General features: G+C 46.3%; 16 protein-coding genes. 2 read left to right on the forward strand and 14 right to left on the reverse strand.

The window, feature by feature from the left end; genetic code table 11:
* Positions 1–12: 12 nt before the first annotated feature.
* From cydC to NST45_RS11525, 5 genes are all read right to left on the reverse strand, one after another.
* Entirely contained in the window at positions 13–1,740 is a 1,728-nt protein-coding gene (gene cydC, locus NST45_RS11505; protein WP_036677090.1) for a thiol reductant ABC exporter subunit CydC, read from the reverse strand.
* Positions 1,737–3,581, reverse strand: coding sequence for a thiol reductant ABC exporter subunit CydD (gene cydD, locus NST45_RS11510; protein ID WP_076213794.1), 1,845 nt, complete (start codon positions 3,579–3,581; stop codon positions 1,737–1,739). Before cydD ends, cydC begins: the two co-directional genes overlap by 4 nt.
* Positions 3,582–3,649: 68 nt before the next feature.
* Complete coding sequence (locus NST45_RS11515) at positions 3,650–4,666, reverse strand: cytochrome d ubiquinol oxidase subunit II (protein ID WP_036677093.1); 1,017 nt, start codon at positions 4,664–4,666, stop codon at positions 3,650–3,652.
* Positions 4,663–6,027 carry a cytochrome ubiquinol oxidase subunit I gene (locus NST45_RS11520; RefSeq protein ID WP_036677095.1) on the reverse strand — a complete coding sequence of 455 codons (1,365 nt, stop codon included), beginning with the start codon at positions 6,025–6,027 and terminating at the stop codon, positions 4,663–4,665. The genes NST45_RS11515 and NST45_RS11520 overlap by 4 nt, the downstream gene beginning before the upstream one ends.
* 565 nt (positions 6,028–6,592) lie before the next feature.
* The gene (locus tag NST45_RS11525) at positions 6,593–8,440 is read right to left on the reverse strand and encodes a hypothetical protein (RefSeq protein ID WP_076143655.1); all 1,848 of its coding nucleotides are present in this window, start codon (positions 8,438–8,440) and stop codon (positions 6,593–6,595) included.
* 80 nt (positions 8,441–8,520) lie between these two features.
* On the opposite strand from NST45_RS11525, the gene NST45_RS11530 reads away from it, so the two are divergent.
* Positions 8,521–9,156, forward strand: a complete 636-nt coding sequence (locus NST45_RS11530; RefSeq protein ID WP_200870205.1) for a TetR/AcrR family transcriptional regulator — start codon at positions 8,521–8,523, stop codon at positions 9,154–9,156.
* 82 nt (positions 9,157–9,238) lie between these two features.
* Here the strand turns inward: NST45_RS11530 and NST45_RS11535 are convergent, their stop codons facing one another.
* From NST45_RS11535 to nikB, 8 genes are all read right to left on the reverse strand, one after another.
* On the reverse strand, positions 9,239–10,228 hold the full coding sequence (locus NST45_RS11535) for an alpha/beta hydrolase (RefSeq protein WP_036677096.1): 990 nt from the start codon (positions 10,226–10,228) through the stop codon (positions 9,239–9,241).
* A 256-nt stretch (positions 10,229–10,484) separates the two neighbouring features.
* Complete coding sequence (locus NST45_RS11540; protein ID WP_036677098.1) at positions 10,485–11,234, reverse strand: class I SAM-dependent methyltransferase; 750 nt, start codon at positions 11,232–11,234, stop codon at positions 10,485–10,487.
* A 7-nt stretch (positions 11,235–11,241) separates the two neighbouring features.
* Positions 11,242–11,997 carry a class I SAM-dependent methyltransferase gene (locus NST45_RS11545; RefSeq protein ID WP_256719402.1) on the reverse strand — a complete coding sequence of 252 codons (756 nt, stop codon included), beginning with the start codon at positions 11,995–11,997 and terminating at the stop codon, positions 11,242–11,244.
* The gene (locus NST45_RS11550; protein ID WP_051490950.1) at positions 11,994–13,667 is read right to left on the reverse strand and encodes a nickel ABC transporter substrate-binding protein; all 1,674 of its coding nucleotides are present in this window, start codon (positions 13,665–13,667) and stop codon (positions 11,994–11,996) included. Before NST45_RS11550 ends, NST45_RS11545 begins: the two co-directional genes overlap by 4 nt.
* A gap of 18 nt (positions 13,668–13,685) precedes the next feature.
* Complete coding sequence (locus NST45_RS11555) at positions 13,686–14,534, reverse strand: ATP-binding cassette domain-containing protein (RefSeq protein ID WP_051490951.1); 849 nt, start codon at positions 14,532–14,534, stop codon at positions 13,686–13,688.
* A 37-nt stretch (positions 14,535–14,571) separates the two neighbouring features.
* Positions 14,572–15,357, reverse strand: coding sequence for an ABC transporter ATP-binding protein (locus NST45_RS11560; protein ID WP_051490952.1), 786 nt, complete (start codon positions 15,355–15,357; stop codon positions 14,572–14,574).
* On the reverse strand, positions 15,354–16,205 hold the full coding sequence (nikC, locus tag NST45_RS11565; protein WP_305953622.1) for a nickel transporter permease: 852 nt from the start codon (positions 16,203–16,205) through the stop codon (positions 15,354–15,356). The genes NST45_RS11560 and nikC overlap by 4 nt, the downstream gene beginning before the upstream one ends.
* Positions 16,206–16,222: 17 nt before the next feature.
* Entirely contained in the window at positions 16,223–17,161 is a 939-nt protein-coding gene (gene nikB / locus NST45_RS11570) for a nickel ABC transporter permease (RefSeq protein WP_235219393.1), read from the reverse strand.
* Between the two features lie 239 nt (positions 17,162–17,400).
* Here nikB and NST45_RS11575 point away from each other — a divergent pair, with 239 nt between their 5' ends.
* On the forward strand, positions 17,401–18,090 hold the full coding sequence (locus tag NST45_RS11575; RefSeq protein ID WP_052097059.1) for a hypothetical protein: 690 nt from the start codon (positions 17,401–17,403) through the stop codon (positions 18,088–18,090).
* Positions 18,091–18,226: 136 nt separating this feature from the next.
* Here the strand turns inward: NST45_RS11575 and NST45_RS11580 are convergent, their stop codons facing one another.
* On the reverse strand, positions 18,227–21,523 hold the full coding sequence (locus tag NST45_RS11580) for a chitinase N-terminal domain-containing protein (RefSeq protein WP_076213791.1): 3,297 nt from the start codon (positions 21,521–21,523) through the stop codon (positions 18,227–18,229).
* Positions 21,524–21,741: the final 218 nt, after the last annotated feature.

Consider the following 21,741-nt stretch of genomic DNA (forward strand, 5'->3'; position numbering starts at 1 on the left):
TTTGGTCTATATTTACACTTCAACTTCTCCGATCATTTGCTGTTCGATTTGTTTCATCTCATAAAAATAGCCTTTTTGCCCCATCAACTCCGAATAGGACCCCGTTTCGACTACCCTGCCTTGGTCCATGACCACAATCTGGTCCATCTCTTCTAATCCGGTTAGCCGATGACAAATCAGGAGAAGCGTATCATTAGCCGCCTGTGCGTAGAGATGCTTCAATACGTGATGCTCTGTCACATAATCCAGCGATGAAGTTGGTTCGTCCAGAAGCCATACCCGTCCTTTGCGGAGCATCGCTCGCGCCATAGCCAACCTCTGCTTCTCGCCGTCTGACAGATTCTCCCCTTTTTCATACACCATATCGGTCAACGATGTATCGGGCAGCTGCATTTTAGCTAGCACATCCAACAATTGTTTGTCAGCGTGTTCTTCTCCATTCAGCAGCAGGTTGTCCCGAATCGTTCCCCGGAAGAAATGACTTTGCTGAAATACCACATTAGCCGTTTGCCAAATGCTCGTCTCGTCCAGTTCCTTCACCGAAATACCGTTTAATCGTATCTCGCCAGCCGTTGGTGTTCGCAGTTTGAGCAGCAATTCGATAATTGTTGATTTTCCTGACCCACTCGGCCCGACTATTGCCGTTTTGGAGCCAGGTAAAATGTGCAGGGACATATCCCTGAGTGCCGGTCTCCACTCCCCTTCATATTGAAATGTAACATTGGATAGTTCCATCGTAACAGCATGATTAACAGGCAATGTGCCACTTGGTTGCGAAGACTGCTCATCAAAAGTCTGAACTGTTTCCGTCAGTCGTTTGGCTGCGTGTTCGCTATCCTCTTTATACGCGGGTAATGTGGCCATAGCCGTCGCTTCTTCAAATACGGTTTGTGATGCCATAACCAACATGGCAAGAAATACGCCTGCAAGCGCTCCTTCCATAATTAAATAGGCGCCGAGCGTCAGCACTCCCCAGGAAACGAGAAATGTAACAAAAGTGTGCATCGATTGCCCGCGCAGCAAGTGCCCGGCTGCTCGTTGCTGTTCAGTTGCTAATACAGCGGAAGCATGCTGAAGCTGCTCCTCCCGCTGTGCCAATTGACCATATACTTTCAAATCCCGGAAACCGTACAACACTTCGGTAACTTCCGTGGACAGCTGCGACCTCTGCTCACGAACGCGTCCATGTGTTCTCCGCTGCCCGAGTAACACAATTCCCGGTACAACGAATGCCGTTACCAGCATACCTATTACAAACAAAACGGCAATCCAGATCGAAAAGGTAGAAGTAAACAGCACCGTAGCCAAAAATACCATGACAACCATGATCGGAGGATAAGCGACTCGCAAAAAATAATTTTGCAAACTTTCCACATCCCCAACGATCCGCGCAAGCAGATCCCCGCTTCGATTTTTGTTCAATATACCAGGCGTTAAAGGAATAAGCTTGGCAAAAAAGGATGTACGTAAACGGCTAAGCATGGAGAATGTCGCCCGGTGAGAATACAAGCGTTCTCCATAACGACTCGCCGCCCGAAGCAGACCCAGCAGTTTGACCATGGAGGTGAGTACAATTAAAGTATAAAGCGGTGGCGCAAATACCGTTTGCGAAATCAGATACCCGCTCGCAGAAAAGAGTGCCACACCGGCTATGCCGGCGATAAATCCACCCAAAATCGAAAGAATGATATCCTTGCGCTCCTGAATCATCGCCTTTGACAGAACAGCCAGTTCATTCATGAGGATATCCCCCCTTTCCGCTCTACATCAATCATCTCGGCATACTGAGGCAGGTGCTCCAGAAGCTCGTCATGTCGTCCCGAGTCCACCAACACTCCATTGTCCATAAACAAAATCTTGTCGGCTTGTTGAATCGTATATAATCGGTGAGCCACCGTAATCATCGTAGCCGTTTTTGCCAGTTTGGCTATGGATCGTTGCAGTACCCGCTCGGTGTGCAAATCCAGTCCAACTGTGGGTTCATCAAACAAAATGATAGCAGGACGCTTCAAAAAAGCGCGTGCTAAGGCAAGCCGCTGCTTTTCCCCACCAGACAGTCCCCGGCCTCCTTCACCAACAAAGGTATCAAATCCATGCTCTAATTGGGCTGTAAGCGCAGCGAGTCCGGCTTCCTCCACCGCCCGCTCAATTTCAGCTCTGGAGATGTTTCCACCAGCACCAATCGCAATATTTTCAGAAAATGTGCCTGCAAAAATATACGGATGCTGTGTAATGTAGCTAACATGTTCGAACCATTCGGTTTCATCGTATTGCGAGAGTGGACTTCCATTCACCAGAAGCGTACCCGATTCTGGTTTCAGCAGACCGGCAATGAGATGTAGCAAAGTCGTTTTGCCGGAACCGCTTTTGCCAACAATGGCAATGTGTTCTCCTGGGCTAAGCTTGATCCGCCCCGTCTTAAGCTCGAAAGAATCTGGAGCATACTGAAACCGAAGTTGGTCAATTACGATAGACGGTGGTATTAAAAGGTCTCCAGAATGGGCAAGTTCCAGTTTGCTTATTCTGTCGGTCCTATCCCCGACCTTATCTATGCTGTCGATCTCGTCGATTCCATCGGTTGTTAATGCTCCTTCAATGCCATTAGCGTCCCTGCTCTCCCCTGCCGTTTCCTCAAGCATCTGTTCCACCTTACGAACCGCACCCATACTTGTCCGGCCGCTGTGAAAGGCTGTTCCCGTATTCTTTAACAGGTTGTAAAACTCGGGAACGAGCAGCAAAACGAAAAAGGCAGTGTGGAACGTCATAGCTTTGAAAACAAGCAACTGGATGGCCAGTTCGAGAGCCACAATACCAATGCTTAGCATCACGATTGATTCCAGCATGAATGTATTCGTAAACGCAATCTTCAAAATACCCATCGTGGCATCACGATAACCTAAGCTACTGCGCTCAATCTCCTGTTGCTGACGGTGAGCCCGTCCAAATATTTTCAATGTCACCAGTCCTTGAAGAGAATCTAGAAACGTCCCTGAAAACTCAGCCAGTTGCGCATATTTTTCTTCGGATTTGTTCTTCGTTTTCAGCCCTACCAAAATCATGAACAGCGGGATGAACGGAGCAGTAAACAATAGAATGAACCCCGTGTTGGCATGTTGGATAAATGTAACGACCAAAATCAGAACCGGGATGATAGCAGCTTCCATCATACGCGGCATGTATTGACTGAAATAACTATCAGCCTCATCCACAGCATCCAGAGCAATACTGACCTTCCCTCCCGTCTGTCCACTAAGGGTTGAAGGCATGGAAGCATGGGTCAAGTTTTGCAGCACGGCTGCGCGCATATTTGTCTTGGCAGCAGCTGCCATATGCAAGCCAACAATACCGTTTCCATAAGACAATAGTGTGCGTACAGCCATAATAGCCAGAAGTATACCGAGCAACAGGATAACCGATGAAAATGAAGCTCTCTCCACAAAAATCCGTTGGACTGCTTCAGCAAGCAGTCCAGCCTGACTCACAATAGCTATACCAAGCCCGAACGAAATGATTGCGAGGAGAGCCATGTTTTTCCTTTGTGAAGACATTTGTTGAGAAATCAAACTGGATTTCCTCTTCACAGATCACACCTCCTTTATATATAGGCTTGTAGGGAAACCTCAAACATGCCGTAATGGATTAATCAGCTTTATTTTTTCCCTTTTACATAATCCGCATCAAACAGGAAGAGTCTGAAGACCAGAATAAGGGATGGGATCAACAGGCATAGACCGCCGATAAACACAATAACTAATGCTAAGCCCATTGCCGGTGAAGTTGCACTGCTCTGAATCGTGATATACGGATCAAGAATATAAGGGTATTGCCCAATTCCATAAGCGAAAAAGGCACAGAAAAATTGCAACATGACGCATATAAAAGCTAATCCGTAACGGCGTCCGTTATATAATAGCCACATCGCGATCATGAAGAAAGCAACGGAAAGTGCCAGCAACCACCATAAATCCATCATATTTTGAAAATGCCGCTCATTGTGTTGACCCAAATAGATAAATGCTGTAAGTGCGAGGATTATCGTCGGTGTGCTCCAAAACAGGGCGTAGTTGCGCATCAGCTTCAACGCGGAATGATCCTCTGCCCGAGAAGCGTAAAATGTCAGAAATGAGCCGCTAATGAACAAAACGGACACAATTGCCAGTCCAACGATACTCCACGATAACGGATTGGTGAACAGCGCCCAGTAATCCAGAGAAACCGTCTCCCCCTGCTTCACGATAAAGCTGCCTTCAGACAAAGTTAGCGCCACTGACAACGATGCTGGAATAAGCAAACCTGTAGCTCCGTACAAAAAAAGATATACTATGTTTTTCTTGGAACCGTAATTTTCAAAAGCATAGAATGAACCGCGAATCGCAAGAAGAATCAATGCAATGCTTCCCGGAACAAGTAGCGCGGAGCCATAATAATAGGCTGTGTCCGGAAAAAAACCGACGATGCCAATGTAGAAAAAGATAAAAAATACATTTGTAATTTCCCAAACGGGTGATAAATAACGCGAAATCAGACGATTAATGAGATGATCCTGCTTCGTTAAACGGGCATAAAAGGCGAAGAAGCCCGCTCCGAAATCAATGGAAGCTATAATTAAATAGCCGTACAAAAACAGCCAGAGCACCGAGATGCCAATCAATTCGTAACTCATCATTCAGTGCCCCCCTTTTCCGTAGATTGATTAGGATGATCCTTCATCCATTTCTCCATCTCAGCTTCTGCTGGATTATTGTTGAACAAGCGTCTTAGCACGATTACACACATACTGCCGAGAACGATGTACAAGAGCAATAAGGCGAAGAATATAATTCTTACATTCGGTGAAGACGTGGCCGCCTCCTCAACACGCATATATCCACGGATAATCCACGGCTGTCGGCCAACCTCTGCATAAAACCAGCCCAGCTCAACAGCCAGAAAAGCGAGGGGGGCGCTCAGTGCGATGATGCGAAGCATCCACTTGTTAAGCTCATTACGCTTTTTCCAGAACACAAACAGAAAATATAGGAACGAAATCGCGAGCAGAGTAAATCCGATTCCGACCATTAAATCAAACAGATAATGAACGAGAAGTGGTGGCCATTCTTCCTTGGGGAATTCCTCGAGCCCCGTCACCTCTGCATTAAAGTCTCCAAAGGCCAGGAAGCTGAGCAGCTTCGGAAGATGAAGAGCCCCTAGAACTTCATGCTCTGCATTCAGCCATCCCAATAGAACCAAATCCACCCTGCTACTCGTCTCAAAATGCCACTCTGCCGCTGCAAGCTTCTCTGGCTGATGCTCGGCCAAAAACTTGGCGGACACATCACCGGCTAACGTGTTCAGCAAACCGAATAGTAAAACGACCGCCATCATGAGATTTAAAGATTTTTTGTGGTATGCGGACACACCTTTTCTCAGCATCGCGAAGGCTGCAATCCCGGCTAACAAGGCAGCTCCTGTTAAATAGGCCGAGCTTAATACATGGAACACTTTGGAGAACGTCGCCGTATTCAGCATCGCTTGCACCGGGTTAATCGCTGTGAATTGGCCTGCTTCCATGACAAAGCCTTCAGGCTGGTTCATGAATCCGTTCACCGTCGTAATAAAAACGGCAGACATGCCTGCCCCGGCGACAATCGGTATCGTCAGCAGCCAATGGGTATATGGATTTTTGAACCGATCCCACGTATACAAATAAATGCCCAGGAAGATAGCCTCGAAAAAGAACGCGAACACCTCCATGAATAACGGAAGTGCAATGACATTCCCAGCCAGTTTCATAAAATTCGGCCATACCAGGGCCAGCTGTAGTGAAATCGCTGTACCGGTCACAACACCAACCGCCACAGAAATGACAAATCCTCGAGACCACCTCTTTGCCATAAGTGTATAATGGGGGTCTTTCTTCCGGATCCCGATGAACTCTGCTATAGCGATCATTAGCGGTATACCGACGCCAATCGTCGCAAAAATAACGTGGAACCCGAGAGTCAAGCCTGTCACTAGCCTGCTCCATAGCACCGTATCAATTGCCATTCTTTACTGCTCCCTTCAAAACTCTGTTCATTTTTCGTCTTAAGTTGATACTTATGATTAGGCCCGCTAACTGTAGGCTGCATTCAATATCAGGTTTAGCAAGGCTCAGCGACATCGTTTCCTGTTCGTTTTAGTATGACATTCCTCGTTCTTTGCTATGTAAAAAGAGAAATATTTCACAAAGCAAGAGTTGGCGAACCTGATTTACCTGTTACTGAGCAGTCAAATTAATAACGTGGCCTAATAATTAAAGTTATCTTATCTTAAATTTTAAGTATTTCAATCATCGACATCTCTTAATCCCTAAACGTTCAAGAAAGGGACAAATCTTTCTAACAACTCAGTGAATAACACAAAAAGCACCCGAAGGAGCTATTGATTGATTAGCGTATATGTGATGTCACAAGTTTCCTCCTACTTCGATGCTAACAAAAAAACGAAATTTTCTGATTTTAAGCCGTAATATACCCCCTTTTTGCAACAAAAAAACACTGACTTAAATCATCAGTGTTTTTGAATTCAAGCTAATGTCATCTTCGTCATGACAAATCTTGAACTGCCACTATCATTTAGTACGACCGTAGAAAAAAGAATACCCATCTGACTTCCCAAGCTTAGTTGTCTCCGTTCCGTCCACTAGCTTGACCGCTTTCAGCAACGATACAATTTGCGTATGCATTAGCTTTGCATCAAATTTGTCCATCTCTCTGTTGTCACTATCCACGAGCAGATAGTCGGGCATTGGAATGAATCCAATCACCGGTATCCCTGCTTCAAATAAGGGCTGACTCTCTCCAAACTCAAACTTGTTATGTCCACGCAATAATACAGTACGTGTGCTATCTGTCTTTTCAATAGCCTTCAGCCAAATGGCTGCCATCATTTCATTGCCTGCATACGTATATTCTGTACTTATTTGTCCAGTTGGACCATAATGACCCGTATCATCGTCCTTCCACTCCATGCTGCCTAAATGCTCAACCGTAATTCCAGCTACAGCTTTTAAATGACCATTCTTGCCATCCCACAGCTCTCGATGCCCCTCCATCCAGGTGGAAGTTGCCTGAGAGGACCCTTTGAACTCCGGTAATCTAAAATGTCCTGTCACAAAAGCGAAAATCATCGTACGTTCCGGCTGCTCCTGCTGTAAGTAACGAATCATAGACAGCATGCCCACAGCGCCATTCTCCTCCACTACATTTATCCCATCCGTATGGGTATTTACGATAATCGCTTCGTCTTTATTCTTACCGTCAATTTTCACATAAAAGGATTCTGTTGGGGCATCTTTTTGAATTTCCGCTTCTAAAATAACCGTACCTTCTTTATGCTCCTGAGCTGCGCTGATCACCTTTTTCCCTTCCGTTTCATTAACCCAGATTGCAGGGATTCCTGCATAATCGGTGGTAAAAGGCACATATTGCTCTTCAACCTTATCGTCAGATACCCCTTTCCAGACTAAAACAACAGCTTTTACGCCCATTTCCGTCGCTTGCTCCAATTTAGCTTCTTTTAAAGCTGTAGTGAGGACCAGATCGCCTTCATTTGGGGCAATTTGGTTGTCCATTGGAGATGAATCCCGCATATTCATAACGATCCCACTTGGAAAATTTCTAAAATTCTCAATTTCAATGACAGCAATTTTTCCACTGGCCTGGCCATATTCACCACGCTTCGTATACACCAGCTCCCCTGTCACACCTTTTTCGTCAGTTTCCCCGGAATAGGGAAAAGCTGAAGAGACATGAATTGCCTGCTGATCAATCATTAAAGCACTGTTCTTTTCTTCCCATCGGTCAAAAGTATAGCGATCACGATGTACTTGCAGCCCCATATCCGTTACCTGCTGCTCCAGCCAAGCAATAAACTGATTGTGACCCTCAGAGCCGGTTGTACGGCTTCCAAAAGAATTCATTACTTCAATATCTTTCAGCATCATTGCTGCAGAATCCAATTTACGTTCATCGATCGTCATAGCCGCATCAGCTGATAATGCCACAGGTGTTGTAATAGGTTTTGCATAGATTCCAATCCCCCAAAGTGCAGTAACGATAAGTGCAGTAATGCTGAATAACACTTTACGAACGGCTAGAAACGGAGTGACTCTTTTGCTCCCCGATTGCCCAAAGAGTCCTCTACATATGCCCGCTACGATCAGCAGCAGGATAGAAAGCGCAAGCAGCCAAAATTCTCTTGTTAGTAAGAATAGCCCTTCTGCCACCATCACACTAATAAAAACCACATGTACCTTCTCACGTTTCTTTAAGAGTAAAAAAGAAATGCCTAAATCTGCTAACAAAAAGATAATGGTCACGATCGAGATTACCATTTCTTTGCCAATGAATACCGTAGCACAGAGTGCTAGGATCAAAAGCAGCACCGCTGACAATCGTCTATATAAGATTTCTAACATGACGCCCTCCCATTTTAACTAACGATTATTTTGACATTACATTTGTAATGCCTTATGGTTTTAGCATATTGAAAAGACTCATGAAAAACAATGAAACGAACATCAGAATGTACAAACGGAGGGGAAATGTCATCTCAAATCATGAATTATACAGTCCAAATACCTCTCAGCATCGTTCCAATAAAGAAACTAACCGTTTGACAAGAGAAGCCATCTGCACGGCATTAGTCTTCTTGATCCAGGAACAGTCTTTTAGTAAAATCACCATCACCGATATTGTGAAACGCGCAGGGGTTTCTCGAACGGCCTATTACAACAACTATTCCTCCAAGCAAGAGATCCTGGTGGATTTGGTCGATTCGCTTATTTTCGAAATTAATCAAAAACTCTTACCTTACACCAATGAATTAACAGGCAAAGCTAAAGAACCTCAAAAATTTATCAAAGTGCTTTTTGAAGTTATTTTTCAGCAGCGGAACATCTACAAAGCACTTCAAAGTGCAAAATTTGATCATGTAATTCTGGATTGCTTGAATGAAATGATGCTTTCTACTGCTCATGACAAAAGCGACGAGAATGTGTACCGAATATACTTTAAAGCAGGGGCCCTCTATAATGTTCTCCTTAAATGGATACAATCAGACTTTGCAAAATCCATTGACGAAATGACCAAAATTTGTCTTGAGGTATACCATACTCCAATGTCCCAGGAATAAGGTTTAAAAATCGTGTTTATAAATGAAAAAACAAAGAAACCACGGAACCAAGTTCGGCTCCGCAGTTTAATTATCAACCCTACTATTGAATTTGAATTTGTTTCATGTACTCTTTGAATGCCTCAGCGATTTCTTTATATTTTGTATGATGCAGATAATGTGAACCTTCCATTGGGATCATTTTGCCCTGTGCGGATTGTTTGACTTGCTCCTCATGCAGCGGAATCCACTGTTTATTGTGCTCGTTATTCGATTGAACGAAGAGAAGCAACGGCAAGTCATTTGGCATTGTGATTTTTTCTCCATTTTTGAAATTGGAACCGAGGTGGCTCAGTTCATTCATCAACGTTGGATTGGTCGCGACTTGATTCGAAATCAAACGCATTTGTTCTTTGGTATGCTCATCGAATGCAAGCGATTCATACGGATCTCCGCTCACTTTTTGGACCAATCTCATTAGACCTGATTTTTGAAGAAATTGCATGGCTTTCAAAGGTAATTTGACATCCATTCCGGGTTGATTGGGAACGCTGCTATCGATGCCGACAAAAGCAAGAACTTCATCCGGATATGTGTTCACATAGGTCGCTCCGTAAAGTCCCGCGATGGAATGTCCCATTAGAATGTAACGCTCTACACCCAGCTGCTGCAAAGCTTCGTGAACCTCACTTACTATATTTTCCGTAGTTCTTTCCTTCTCGGTTTCATCGCTCAAACCATAACCGAAAGGCTCGACCACTACGACTTTATAATTAGGGGTAATTTCATCGATCAGTAATTTGAAATCAAGAGCAGGCGTCGGGGTTCCTTGTCCCGGTAGGAGTACAACGGTTTGTTCTCCGCTGCCTTGAATAAGCACATTCATCTTTTTCCCATCCACATTGACATACTGGCCATACGATTCGATTTTCTTTTTCTCTACCCCGTCGCTGATTGCATCAACGATAAAAACGATGCCCATGAACAACACGAGCGCCCCTACAATACCTCCGATTATTTTTAACCATAGGTTCCGTTTCTTGTGGCTCTTAGTCCCAGTTGTTTTTATTTCCACCTTATTTGCCACGTTCATCTCTTCCCTTCCTTGTCCCTGTATCTGAAGTGCCGCCTTGACGACATATTCAAAGTGTAATCAATCAAGATGTACTCTTCGTGACGACAATATGAACGGAATATGAACAAGCCAAATAAGAGGTTTTAGATCAACATCAAATCGGAAATGAAATAATGTTCTTGTCCTTTACTCAAAAAGCAGCGCCTCTCATTTAGAGGATCGCTGCTTTTTATTGTTTACTTCATTTAATTATGTGTAGGTTCTCACTATTATATTATTTTTCAGCACAAATCATGAACATCGGTGTTGACCGGTTTAAGACTTGCTGTTTCTCATCCAGTACTTTGGCGTTCAAATTCTCTTCAGCAAAAATAGTGGTGAATCCTTCTTCCTTGAGAGTCCGTATATCCCATTCGGGACGCCACTCTCTGGTCAGTGGCAATACAAGACTCAGACGGTCTGTCTCCTCTATGTCCTTATGATGCGGGAGCTCACCAAAGCCCTTATCTACATAGACTTTCTGATCCTCTACTCGCTTTTGCTGCATCTCTTCGTCCCAGAGATGGCGATTCCAGTTGGCATCAAAAACCAGTAGCCGTCCCCCAGGCTTAAGTACTCTTTTCCACTCTTTGTAAGCTGACTGCGGATCGGTAAGGCTCCAGGTAACATTGCGGCACACGATCAAATCAAAGCTCTCCGCAGCAAAGTCAAGCTTGTGCGAATCCATCTTGCGGAAGGTAACGGTGACACCCTCCCGACTGGAGTGGGAACGTGCTTCTTCCAGCATATTGTCGGTACAATCGATCGCAGTAACCAGATGCCCGGCACTTGAGAGAATCACAGAGAAGAAGCCAGGCCCGCAGCCAATATCTAGAACCTGCAATCTTTCCTTCTGTGGTGCGTTAGCGAGGATAAGCTTCAGCCAGGCCTCCCGCTGGAATCCGTTCAGTTCCTTCTGAATGCCTTCGCTGTACAGCTCGGCTTCGCCTTCCCAATACATTTCCACCTCTTGTTGTATACCCATTTATCATTCACTCCTTCTTGGCAAGTATCATGAACCGGTTTACATTCTGGTAACCGTATTTCATATAATCTAGCGGCATCGCACGGGCAGGGATAAAGTTTCGGTGAACATCTATGCTGCGGAACCCGGCCTGTTTCAGCGCTTTCTCGTCAGCTTCAGGCCGTTGTACATTAACAAATGGCAACTCGCTTAGCAGGTTTTTATCTTGACTGCTTCGCTGGCGGATTCTTTGTTCTGTGAGCAGAATCAGCGTCCAGGACAAAGCATACCAAAGTTTACGGAATACAGTCTTGCTCTCTTTATATAAATAGTTGCCGTCAAAAATAATCAGAGTCCCGCCCGGTTTTAGAATCCGGTACCATTCAGCATAAGCCCTCTGTGGATCAGGAAGCGTCCATACTACATCCCTGCAGACCACTGCATCAAAGCTATTCTCTAGCTCCATATGCAAGTCGGCAGCATCAGCGACATAAGCTGGAACTTTGTATCCATAACTCTCAAAATTTCGTGAAGCTCTATCTATCATTCCCTGAGAGGCATCCACCGCTGTAGGCAGATGACCCATCTGTGATAAGAGTATGGAGAAAAAGCCAGGTCCTGTTCCCACATCCAGCACCTTTTGCTGGGGAGTTGTTCCCAACCCTTTAATAAGCAGTTGTTTCCAGAGGTTTATAGTTTTTTTACTGCGGAATTGAGTCTGTATGACTTTGTCATAACTCTCCGAGCTTGATGTCCAGTATTTCGAAATCTCTTTTAACATCATTTTTCTCCTATGTCGAGTAGATTCCAGAAGACCGGCATAAATGTGGAGTACCCCGGTTTAAATCCAGTCACTCTATTATTTACTGCCAAGATATCGTCAGGGAAATAAATAGCTGCAAACATAGCCTCCTGATACAATTTGGAAAAAATGGAGTCATATGCGGTCTGACGTTCCTGAATATCGGTTGTTCCTACTGCTGTGTCAATTTGAGATTCTAGTGCAGGATCAGACCATACCACAGCAGATGCATCAGCTGTTTTATGAAATAAGGAGAGCAAGAATGCATGCGGATTATAGGCATCGTCATAAGTCCGGTACATAATTAGATCATAGGCTTTGCTTGTCCATAAGGCATCGTAATAGGCATTCGGCTCAAGAACCTGAAGATTCACTCTAATGCCAATCTCCTTTAACTCAGACTGAACCAGTTCACTGATGGACTTCCATTCGGGATACTCAGCCTGCTGCAGCACGAAATTAAGCTCAAGCTGCGCTCCGTCCTTCTGTACCATTCCATCTCCGTCCGAATCCGTGTAACCGGCAGTTGCTAGCAGCTGCTTCGCTTCCAGCGGATCGAAGCCGTACCAGGTATTATTGGATTCCGTCACATAAGGAACCGTCAACGGGAACAGACCTTGGGCTTCACTGCCGATACCGTCCATAAGATCATCGACAATGCTTTTTTTATTAATTGCCAAATTGATAGCTTTGCGCACATTCAGATCTTGAAGTGCAGGCGTTTTGTAGTTAAAGATCATGAAATGAGAGTTTGTTCCTTGTGCTTTTTGCAAGGTCAGTGAAGAAACCGCTTCAATCACTGGCACGCTTTCGACTGGAATCTTTCCCATTTGTCCCCCGGCAATGTCAACATCTCCAGCTTGCAGCGCTAGTACTCTGGACTGTGGATCAGGGATTACCTTTAAAATAATTTTCGACAGCTTCGGCATTTCTCCCCAATAATTCGGATTTCTGACGAGTACGGCTTCCTGATCTGTTTTGTAGCTCTCAGCCATCCATGCGCCAGTTCCAATCGCTTTGATGAATTTACCCGTAATATCTCCTGCGGGTTCCACAGCGGAAGGGCTGATAATTCGGACCGGTCTTGCAAAGGATAACTCGGTTAAGAAGGGATAATACGCTTTGTTGAATGTCATTGTAATCGTATGTTCGTCCACAACAACAAGGGATTGCATCGCAGTTGCCACATTTAACGAATTGGCGGGATCCTTAATCCAGCGTTCGAAGGAGAATTTAACCGCGTCGGCATTAAACTCCGTACCGTCAGAGAATTTGACGTCATGGCGAAGATGGAACGTATATACTTTCCCATCTTCTGAAATATCCCAAGACTCCGCAAGCGACGGCAGTATTTCGCCTTTTTCACCATACTCCACTAACCCCTCATATATCATCGCGTGCACATTCATCGAACCATCATAGGCACCGGCATCCAATCGGTCTATACCGGCATCGGACGATATAGCAACAGTGACTGTCTTGTCCTGAGCTTCAGATCCTTGTGCAGCTTCATTATTGGCGGTATTATTGGCTCTAGCCGTAGAATTGCTGTTATTACTGTTACCGCAACCTGATATCACCATAACTACCACAAGAAGCATAAAGAATAACGATTTTGATAATAGGCTTTTTGTCTTAAGGTTCGTTCTCATTCTTGGTACATCCTTTCTCTACTTAACATCATAGGAATGGCTGGGTTGCCACTCTGTGCCCAGTCTCTTCTTCCTTAAGCGGGGGTCCTGCACGGGTACCGAAGAGAGTAATGTTCTTGTATAAGGGTGGTCTGCTTGCTGCAACATAGTTGCACCTGATTGCTTCTCTACTATTTCCCCTTGACACATCACTGCCACACTGTCGCAAAAACGATTTACAACTGACAAGTCATGTGTAATGAATACATAGGATAATCCCAGCTCATGCTTCAACTCCTGCAGCAGATCCATCATTTGCTTTCGCAGGGTGACATCGAGACTCGAGAAAGGTTCATCACAGATAATCAGCTCCGGCCGCAAGGTGATCGCTCGTGCAATTCCGACCCTTTGCTGCTGTCCACCGCTGAGTTCATGCGGATAGCGGTGAATATGCTGCCGTTCAAGTCCCACAAGCTCAAGTGTGTCTGCTACCGTAACCCTGCGGGCTCCAGCCTTCCTCTCTCCATAGTTTCGAAGAGGCTCCCCGATAATCTGCTCTACCGTAAACAACGGATTAAATGAAGCCAGACTGTTCTGAAACACCATCTGCATCTTCCTGCGGATCATGCGCATTTCGCTGAAGCTCCAGTCCGTATAATCCTCGTTCCGGTACATAACTCTTCCGGAGGATGGTTTCTCCAGTCCCAGAAGAAGTCTGGCCAAAGTGCTCTTACCACAGCCACTTTCCCCCACTAATCCAAGGGTTTCGCCGCTCTCCAGACTGAGAGACAGGTTGTTGACGGCATGAACACTTCTGGCATTACGTGTGAACCACCCCCTTTCCATCCCATATTTCTTGTTCAGGCTTACCGCTTCCAATAACTTCAAGATCACCACGTCCCTGAAAAATGTAATATTACCGTTGTTATCTGCACTCCATTAAGTATTGAGTATAGGGATGCACGGGATTAGAAAAGAGTTCAAACACATTGCCTGATTCCACGATCTTCCCGGACTTCATCACATATACATAATCTGCAAGCTCCGCAACAACGCCTAGATCATGGGTAATTAATAGGATGCCGACATTGTTCGTCCATCTGATTCGGTCCAGCTCTTTAAGAATCTGGGCTTGAATGGTTACATCCAATGCCGTTGTAGGCTCATCTGCAATTAATAATTTTGCACCGGATACCAGTGCGATGGCGATCATTACTCTTTGACACATACCACCGCTAATTTGAAAAGGATATTTATTGAAAAGTAATTCAGGATCGCTGAGCCCTGCTTGCTCCATCTGCTTCATGGCAAGTAATCTTGCTTCTTTTCCCGACACCCGCTTATGCAGTTTAATCGTCTCCGTGATCTGCCTGCCAATAGTAAGTACCGGATTCAGCGCGTTCATAGGATCTTGAAAGATTACGGCCATTTCTGTTCCCCGAAGCTTCCGTAACTGACGGCTGGAGCACTCACGAAGATTGTTACCCTTAAGCCAGATTTCTCCACTCTCAACTAAGCCTGGAGAATCTAATAATCCTAATATGGACATTGCCGTAACACTTTTACCGCTGCCGCTCTCGCCTACAAGTGCGACAATCTGCCGGGATTTCACCTCGATACTGACATCATCAACTGCCGTAACTTTATAACTGCCTGTGTGAAAGCAGGTGCGTAAATGACTGACCTTCAGCAGTGGAGACTCTGCCATCATGTTCTGGCCCCCCACTTCACTGCAGAATCGAAAACACGCTCTGGTTGTCGCAAGCCATCTCCCAACAGATTAAAGCCCAGAACCGCCAGCATGATCATCATTCCCGGAAATAGCATCAACCGTGGCTCCGTTTGAATATAGGCACGGCTGTCGTTCAGCATTACTCCCCATTCCGGTGTAGGCGGCTGAGCTCCCAAACCCAGAAAGGACAAACCCGCAATGGAGAGCATAATCGTACCCACTTCCATAGAAGCAAGAACCAGAATAGGCCGGGCTGCGTTCAGCAGAATATGCCTGAAAATAATTTGTAAATGAGAAGTGCCTGACGCTTTGGCCGCTGTAATATATTCACTTTCCTTGATTTGAAGGACCATGCTGCGTATCACTCTGGCATACCCCGTCCACCAGACAGCAGCAAATGCGATTAGCAGATTCTTCATACTGGGACCTAGCATGGCTGTAATCGCAAGGGATAGGATTAAGCTGGGAAAGGCAAGCAATATATCTATGATCCGCATAATCAAATGATCGATCTTGCCGCCAGCGTAACCAGCCAGTAAACCAACAGGGATGCTAATCGCAAAAACAACGATCAACACCATAAACGAATAATTCAGGGTGGTTCGGGTCCCATAGATTAATCGGGATAAGACACAGCGTCCCAGATGATCCGTACCAAGCGGGTATTGCCAGGAAGGCATAGCCAGTTTGTGTTCCATGTGAATCTGCAGCGGATCGGAAGGTGAAAGCCATGGGGCAAAGACTCCAACGCATATGAACAAAAGTACTATGCCCGCTCCTAACCTTGATCCCTTATTCTTAAATAAGCTAATACGAAATATGACAATCCGCTCCTTCTAAATCGTCACCGCAGCCTGATTCGCGGATCCAGCAGCAGATGTAATAAATCCACTGTCAAGTTAATCAGGACAACGACAACAGCCATCCATAATACGTAACCCTGAATGACAATATAGTCTTTCGCAAAAATCGCCTCAATGGCATACTTACCGATTCCCGGCCAAGAAAATATAGTTTCAACAATAACGGAACCGCCCAATAGCCCCGCTATGTTAACTCCAAGGAGGGTAAGACTCGGAAGAAGCGCATTACGAAGTGCATGCCGAATGATTATTCTCCATTCCTGCAGCCCCTTAGCTCTAGCTGCTGTGATGTACCGCTTGCCCAAAACGTCTAGAAGACTGGAACGAATCAAGCGGATGTAGACTCCTGCCATTCCAAATCCTAGTGTGAGGGCAGGTAGAATGACACTGGATACCCCATCCATTCCCATCACAGGAAATAGCTTAAACTTCACCGCACCATAATAAATTAGGAGCAGACTTAGCCAGTATCCCGGCATTGAAACACTGAGCAGTGCACATACTCTTCCCAGTCGATCAAGCAATTTACCCGGATTTAGTGCAGATCCCACTCCTATAGGCAAGGCAATAAGAATAGCGGACAATACGGAACAGGCACTGAGCAGTATAGTTGCCGGAAAGCGACTCATTAGCTCTGTGAATACTGGACGACCGCTGCTGTAAGATAGGCCTAAATCGAGATGGGACACCCGGTTCAACCAATGAAAATATTGCTTATGTACAGGACCATCCAGACCAAGTGCAAGTCTGGTCACCTCAACAGCTTCCTGCGTGGGTTTAATGCCGTCAGCACGCAGCATGATCTCCGCTGGATCACCTGGCGTTAAGTGCATCAGCGCAAAGGTAATGCAAGAGATACCGAGCAGCACGGGGATGAGCTGCAATAAGCGTTGCAACAAGTATCGATTGATGGCATTCAACTCCAAGATCTTAATCGTAATAATTACGATTATAGCATAATCTTTTTAAATTAATAGTCTTAATTTGATTTATTTCATGTAGGACATAAAAAAATCAACCCATATTAAATGAGTTGATCTTTAAACATTTGGCCTCTGCACAGTCGCAACTTTTTTTTGCAATAATATTGTCAAATCCTTAATAATCATGTCATTATAAGTAGGTTCATATTAAAAATAACAATAAAGGAAGTGTGTATTTGAATCGGTTCAATTTAGTCCTCATCTATGTTTTATCCATCATGATAGCTTTTCTTTTAGGAATTTACGTGGCCCCTAGCGTTGAAACACGCTTGAATGGGCAGAATGTGGCAAGTAATCCCGTTATCGAAGAAATACCACCTAGTACCGCAGATAAAGCTGCTATTGCTGCTGAATCCAACACTACTGGGTCCAATTCTATTGAATCAGATCCTACTGAATCTTCACCTTCCCCGGAAGCCGTTGTCTTGGAAGATATGCCTTCGGACGATGATACCGGACCCGCCGGTGATGAAGCTGAAGATCTGCCAGCAGCAGATACCCCATCCGGGCAAGGGATTGGTGCGCCATTAGAATTCAAGTATAGTACGAACTCTGCCGATGCTGTTAAGCTGACCTGGGAAGCTGACAACTTAACCGGTAAAAGGATCAATTATTACACAGCCCACATCAGCACGTTTAATCCAGTAGGCGATCCTTCCAATGATCAGCTGAACGGCAAGAGCAGCTTTTCGCTTAAATATGTGGGGCCGGTTGAGCCCAATGATACTTTATTTATTTTCAGTGATTTTACATATCAGAATACAATACATACGATTATTATTGACCAGCTCACACTTCAATATGATGATGGTACTATCGAGACCTTCGACTATGGTTACGAAACTACCGATGATAGCGGCCTATAATCCATATGATTTGCAGCCCTGGTGCGAACCAGGGCTTTTTGCGAGGCACAATGAACTAATGGTAATGTAAAAAACGAAGAGCGGCCTGGAATCCGGCGCTCTTCGTTTTTTACTGTTATTGTTACTGCCATTCAGTTTAGCGGATGACCGTTACCTTGATCGTATCACTGGCAGTTACTCCCGCCGCGTTGACCAGCTCCGCCCGATATTCGTACACACCGGCAGAGCGTCCGCTGATGGTGGTTGCTGCACTTTGCGCCGAAGGTGTATGGGCATTCAGCGGCTGTGAGTCGATGAGCTCCCCGTTTTCATACAGTCGGTACTCTGTAGCGTTAGTTCCCCACCAAAGATTCATCGACACCTTATAGGTGCCATCTCCGTCCCAGTTATCTTCGGACAGAATCGGCTTGCCCGGCGCAGAGTCACTTATGGTGACCGTAAGCGAATCGATCTTGGTCGTGCCATATTTGTTGGTTAACTCCGCAGTGTATACATAAGTGCCGTTCACCTTGCCATGAAGCTCTGTGCTTGCCGTCTGGGCAGCCGGCGATACATCCTTCAGTGTCTTAGAATCAATCAGTGTGCCGTTCTCATAGAGTTTGTAGCTCGTGCCGTTATTACCCCACCATAGGTTCATGGTGACCGTATAGTTACCATCACTAAGTCCATTAGCATAGCTGCTGTTGGAGGAAAGATCAGCCTGTCCTGGCTTACCAGTCGCAATCACCTGGCCGCCAATAACCTGGAAAGTATAGCTCTTTTCAGTCGTATTGCTGGCCGCATCCTGCACGGTGTATTTCACGGTGTGGGAGCCGGCCCCTAAATCGGCGGCGCTCAGGGTCTGGCCCTCGGCAATCGTTTTCCCATCTAATAGAAGCTGTTTCGAGGTGACACCTGACAATACATCGTCAGCAGTCAATTCAAAGTAAAGCTGCGCTCCTTCTTCTACATCTCTCACCTCATGGCCGGATTCCTTCAGTTCGGCAACCGGTGGAGCCGTATCAATATTGAGGTTCAACGTCTTGGGATCTTCCGATTTGCCTTTTCCCGGCACAGCATGGTATGTCAATGTATGCCGCCCGTCTTCCTTCAGGTCCACAGGTGTACTGTACTCAGCTTCCTTGTTGCCGTTAAGCGAGTAATAAACATTAGCTGTATCTGTATTCGCCTTCAGGGTAACGGTGACCGGCTGGTTAAACCAGCCGGAAGCATTAGGCTCGGCAGACAGCGTCGCCGTTGTCACCGGAGCCCCCTCTTCTTCTGCTGCGGCGAAGTCATCGAGGCTTCTCGGCTTGAGCTGGTAGATGCCTTTAAAAATTGCGGCAACACCTGTGATATTAAGTTTTTGTCCCTCAGTATAAGGGAAGATATCCTTAGTAATGCCTGTCCGGGCATCCACGCGCACATGATTGCTTGTCCCATCGGCGTTGACTGCGTCGAATTCAAAGGAGCCGCTTGGCGTAGCGTTGATAATGTTCGCCACTGTCACACCGTTCAGTTGAACCAATTGGCCTTGGTTGGCATCATTCACCATGTTCGCCGCAATCGGCTGCGGCAGTGCCGCCGTGCCCGTCTTCGCAATTTGTACTGCTTCGGTCAGCTCCAGCTCTGTGTTGTACAGTGCGGTGGACGCTGTTACCTTGACCTTATCGCCCACGTGGAAGCCGCTCTGACTCTGGAAGACATAAACCCCACCGGTTCCATCTTGGAGATAGAAGGACTGTCCGCCAAAGATACCCGGCTCGGTCGTCACGGTCCCCTCCACCGTTACCAGTGATCCGGCTGCCTTAGCCCGGGAATCGCCGATAGAGATTGCAGCCGGTATGGGATCTTCCTCAGCCGGAAGCGGTTCAGCAGGAACATTGCCCAGCGTCACCGATTCAGTCTTGAGGTTTGTACTGTTCAGACGGAGGCGCAGATTGGATGCAGCTGTGGTGCCCGGCTTGATCTGGATCGTCAGGTCCTTGTAGGCATGACCGTTCAGATCAGCCGTCAGATTGAATGAGGAGCTATAGCCGTAGTTGCTTGGCCAGGTGCCGTCGCTGTTCTGAATCTTGGCGATTTGGGCGCCGCTGCTTACCTGGTAGACACCTACCTGGAAGCCGGAAACGCTTGTGCCTGCTGGAAGATTATCTGCACTCACCCGAATCTGAAAATTCTGTGCATTTGGCAGCACAGCCTGGTGCGTGAAGTTATAAACCGCACTTGCAGTGGCTGCTGGTCCGCCGTAGGAGCCTGCTTTGAAGGTGCTGCGATCATACCATTTGTAGCCAGCATTTGGTTGAGCCCAAGGCTCCGGTTGCGGCTCAGTGGACAGCGCTGGCTCCTCGAATGGCAGCAGTGCTGTCGGCTGATCTAGCATCAGGCCATTCACCTGGGTGAAATCTGTATAGCTCTCCTGCTCAGCGAGCCAGTTGACGGTGTTAACCAGCAGTGTGGCATCGTCCACTTCCTTGAAGCCATCGTAAGTTGTTTTCTTGGCGCCGGTATCTTCGCGCAGGTATTTCGGTGTTGCATCTTCTACAGGAGATGAGTCACCGATAAAGGCTGCCTTGCCGGCGCCTTTTTTCGCAACTGCCACATAAGGACCTTCTGCCACACCGCCGCCGTTATAGACCCCCTGGTCTACGGCATTGGCCCAGGCAGCATTGGTTTGCGGCAGGTAGACGATACCTTTCGCACGTGCTGGGTCTAGAATGGCCAGCGTGGAACCGGCATGCATAGCTACCGCCGATACGCCCGTTGTAATGCCGAAGGCTTGATCGGGAGCCACGATGTTGGTTGCGTTAATGTCGCCAAGCGCATTGTAGCGGAAACGGACACCGAACTCGTCCGCCAGCCAGTCAGAGCTAACCACACCCTGCATGGCTGCAGAAGCGACCTCATCGGCATTCATGCCTTTGGCTGGATTGTCCCACGCTCCACGGCGGTAGCCGTTGAAAGCTTCAGAACCATCCCAGCGGTTTTTGTTGCGGTCGGCATTATAATGGTCGCCGATGAAGAAAATACTGCCGCCATCCTCCACATATTCCGCCATCGCAAGCTGCTCGCTTGCTTTGTAGGGCACGTTGGATTCGGCGACGATGTAGACATCATAATCGGAAAGATCACTCAAAGTAATTGGAGTCGTCTTGCGGAGTTCTTTGACATAATAGCCTTCCTGGGCAAGGGCATTCCCAAAGTCTGAAAAAGCGCCGTCAATCACCCAATCGGCTGCTCCCGCAGTCTGCTCATGGGTATTGTCAAACAGGATCTTCTGGCCTGCATGCTCATTGACCACTTTGGCCTCAATGTACGGTGCAGGATCGTTTGGTCCTTCTGCGAATACCGCCGAACCGGCTCCGAACGTGAACAGCTGAAGTGGTACGGCCACCGCCACAGCTAGAGTGCTGTTCATCAGCCTCTTTTTCCAAACTGAATTCTTCTCCTTCATACCCTTCCTCCTCAAGAAATAGTCCGGTGAGTAATTACCATAAATACCCACCTGCTTGACATCTACTATCCTATCTCAAAACAATTAAAAAAAAGATAGATTTATGTAAACTGCTGTAAAAATTATACTTTTGGCCTATAAAACGGGTCGAATATAGAAAGGGTATTATGAAAAAAGTCACAGTTGCTGAGGCTCATGATGAAGGATTGGGCTATCGG

Origin of the sequence: Paenibacillus sp. FSL R7-0163, assembly GCF_037969975.1 — a bacterium.
Classification (GTDB): Bacteria; Bacillota; Bacilli; order Paenibacillales; family Paenibacillaceae; genus Paenibacillus_AQ; species Paenibacillus_AQ odorifer.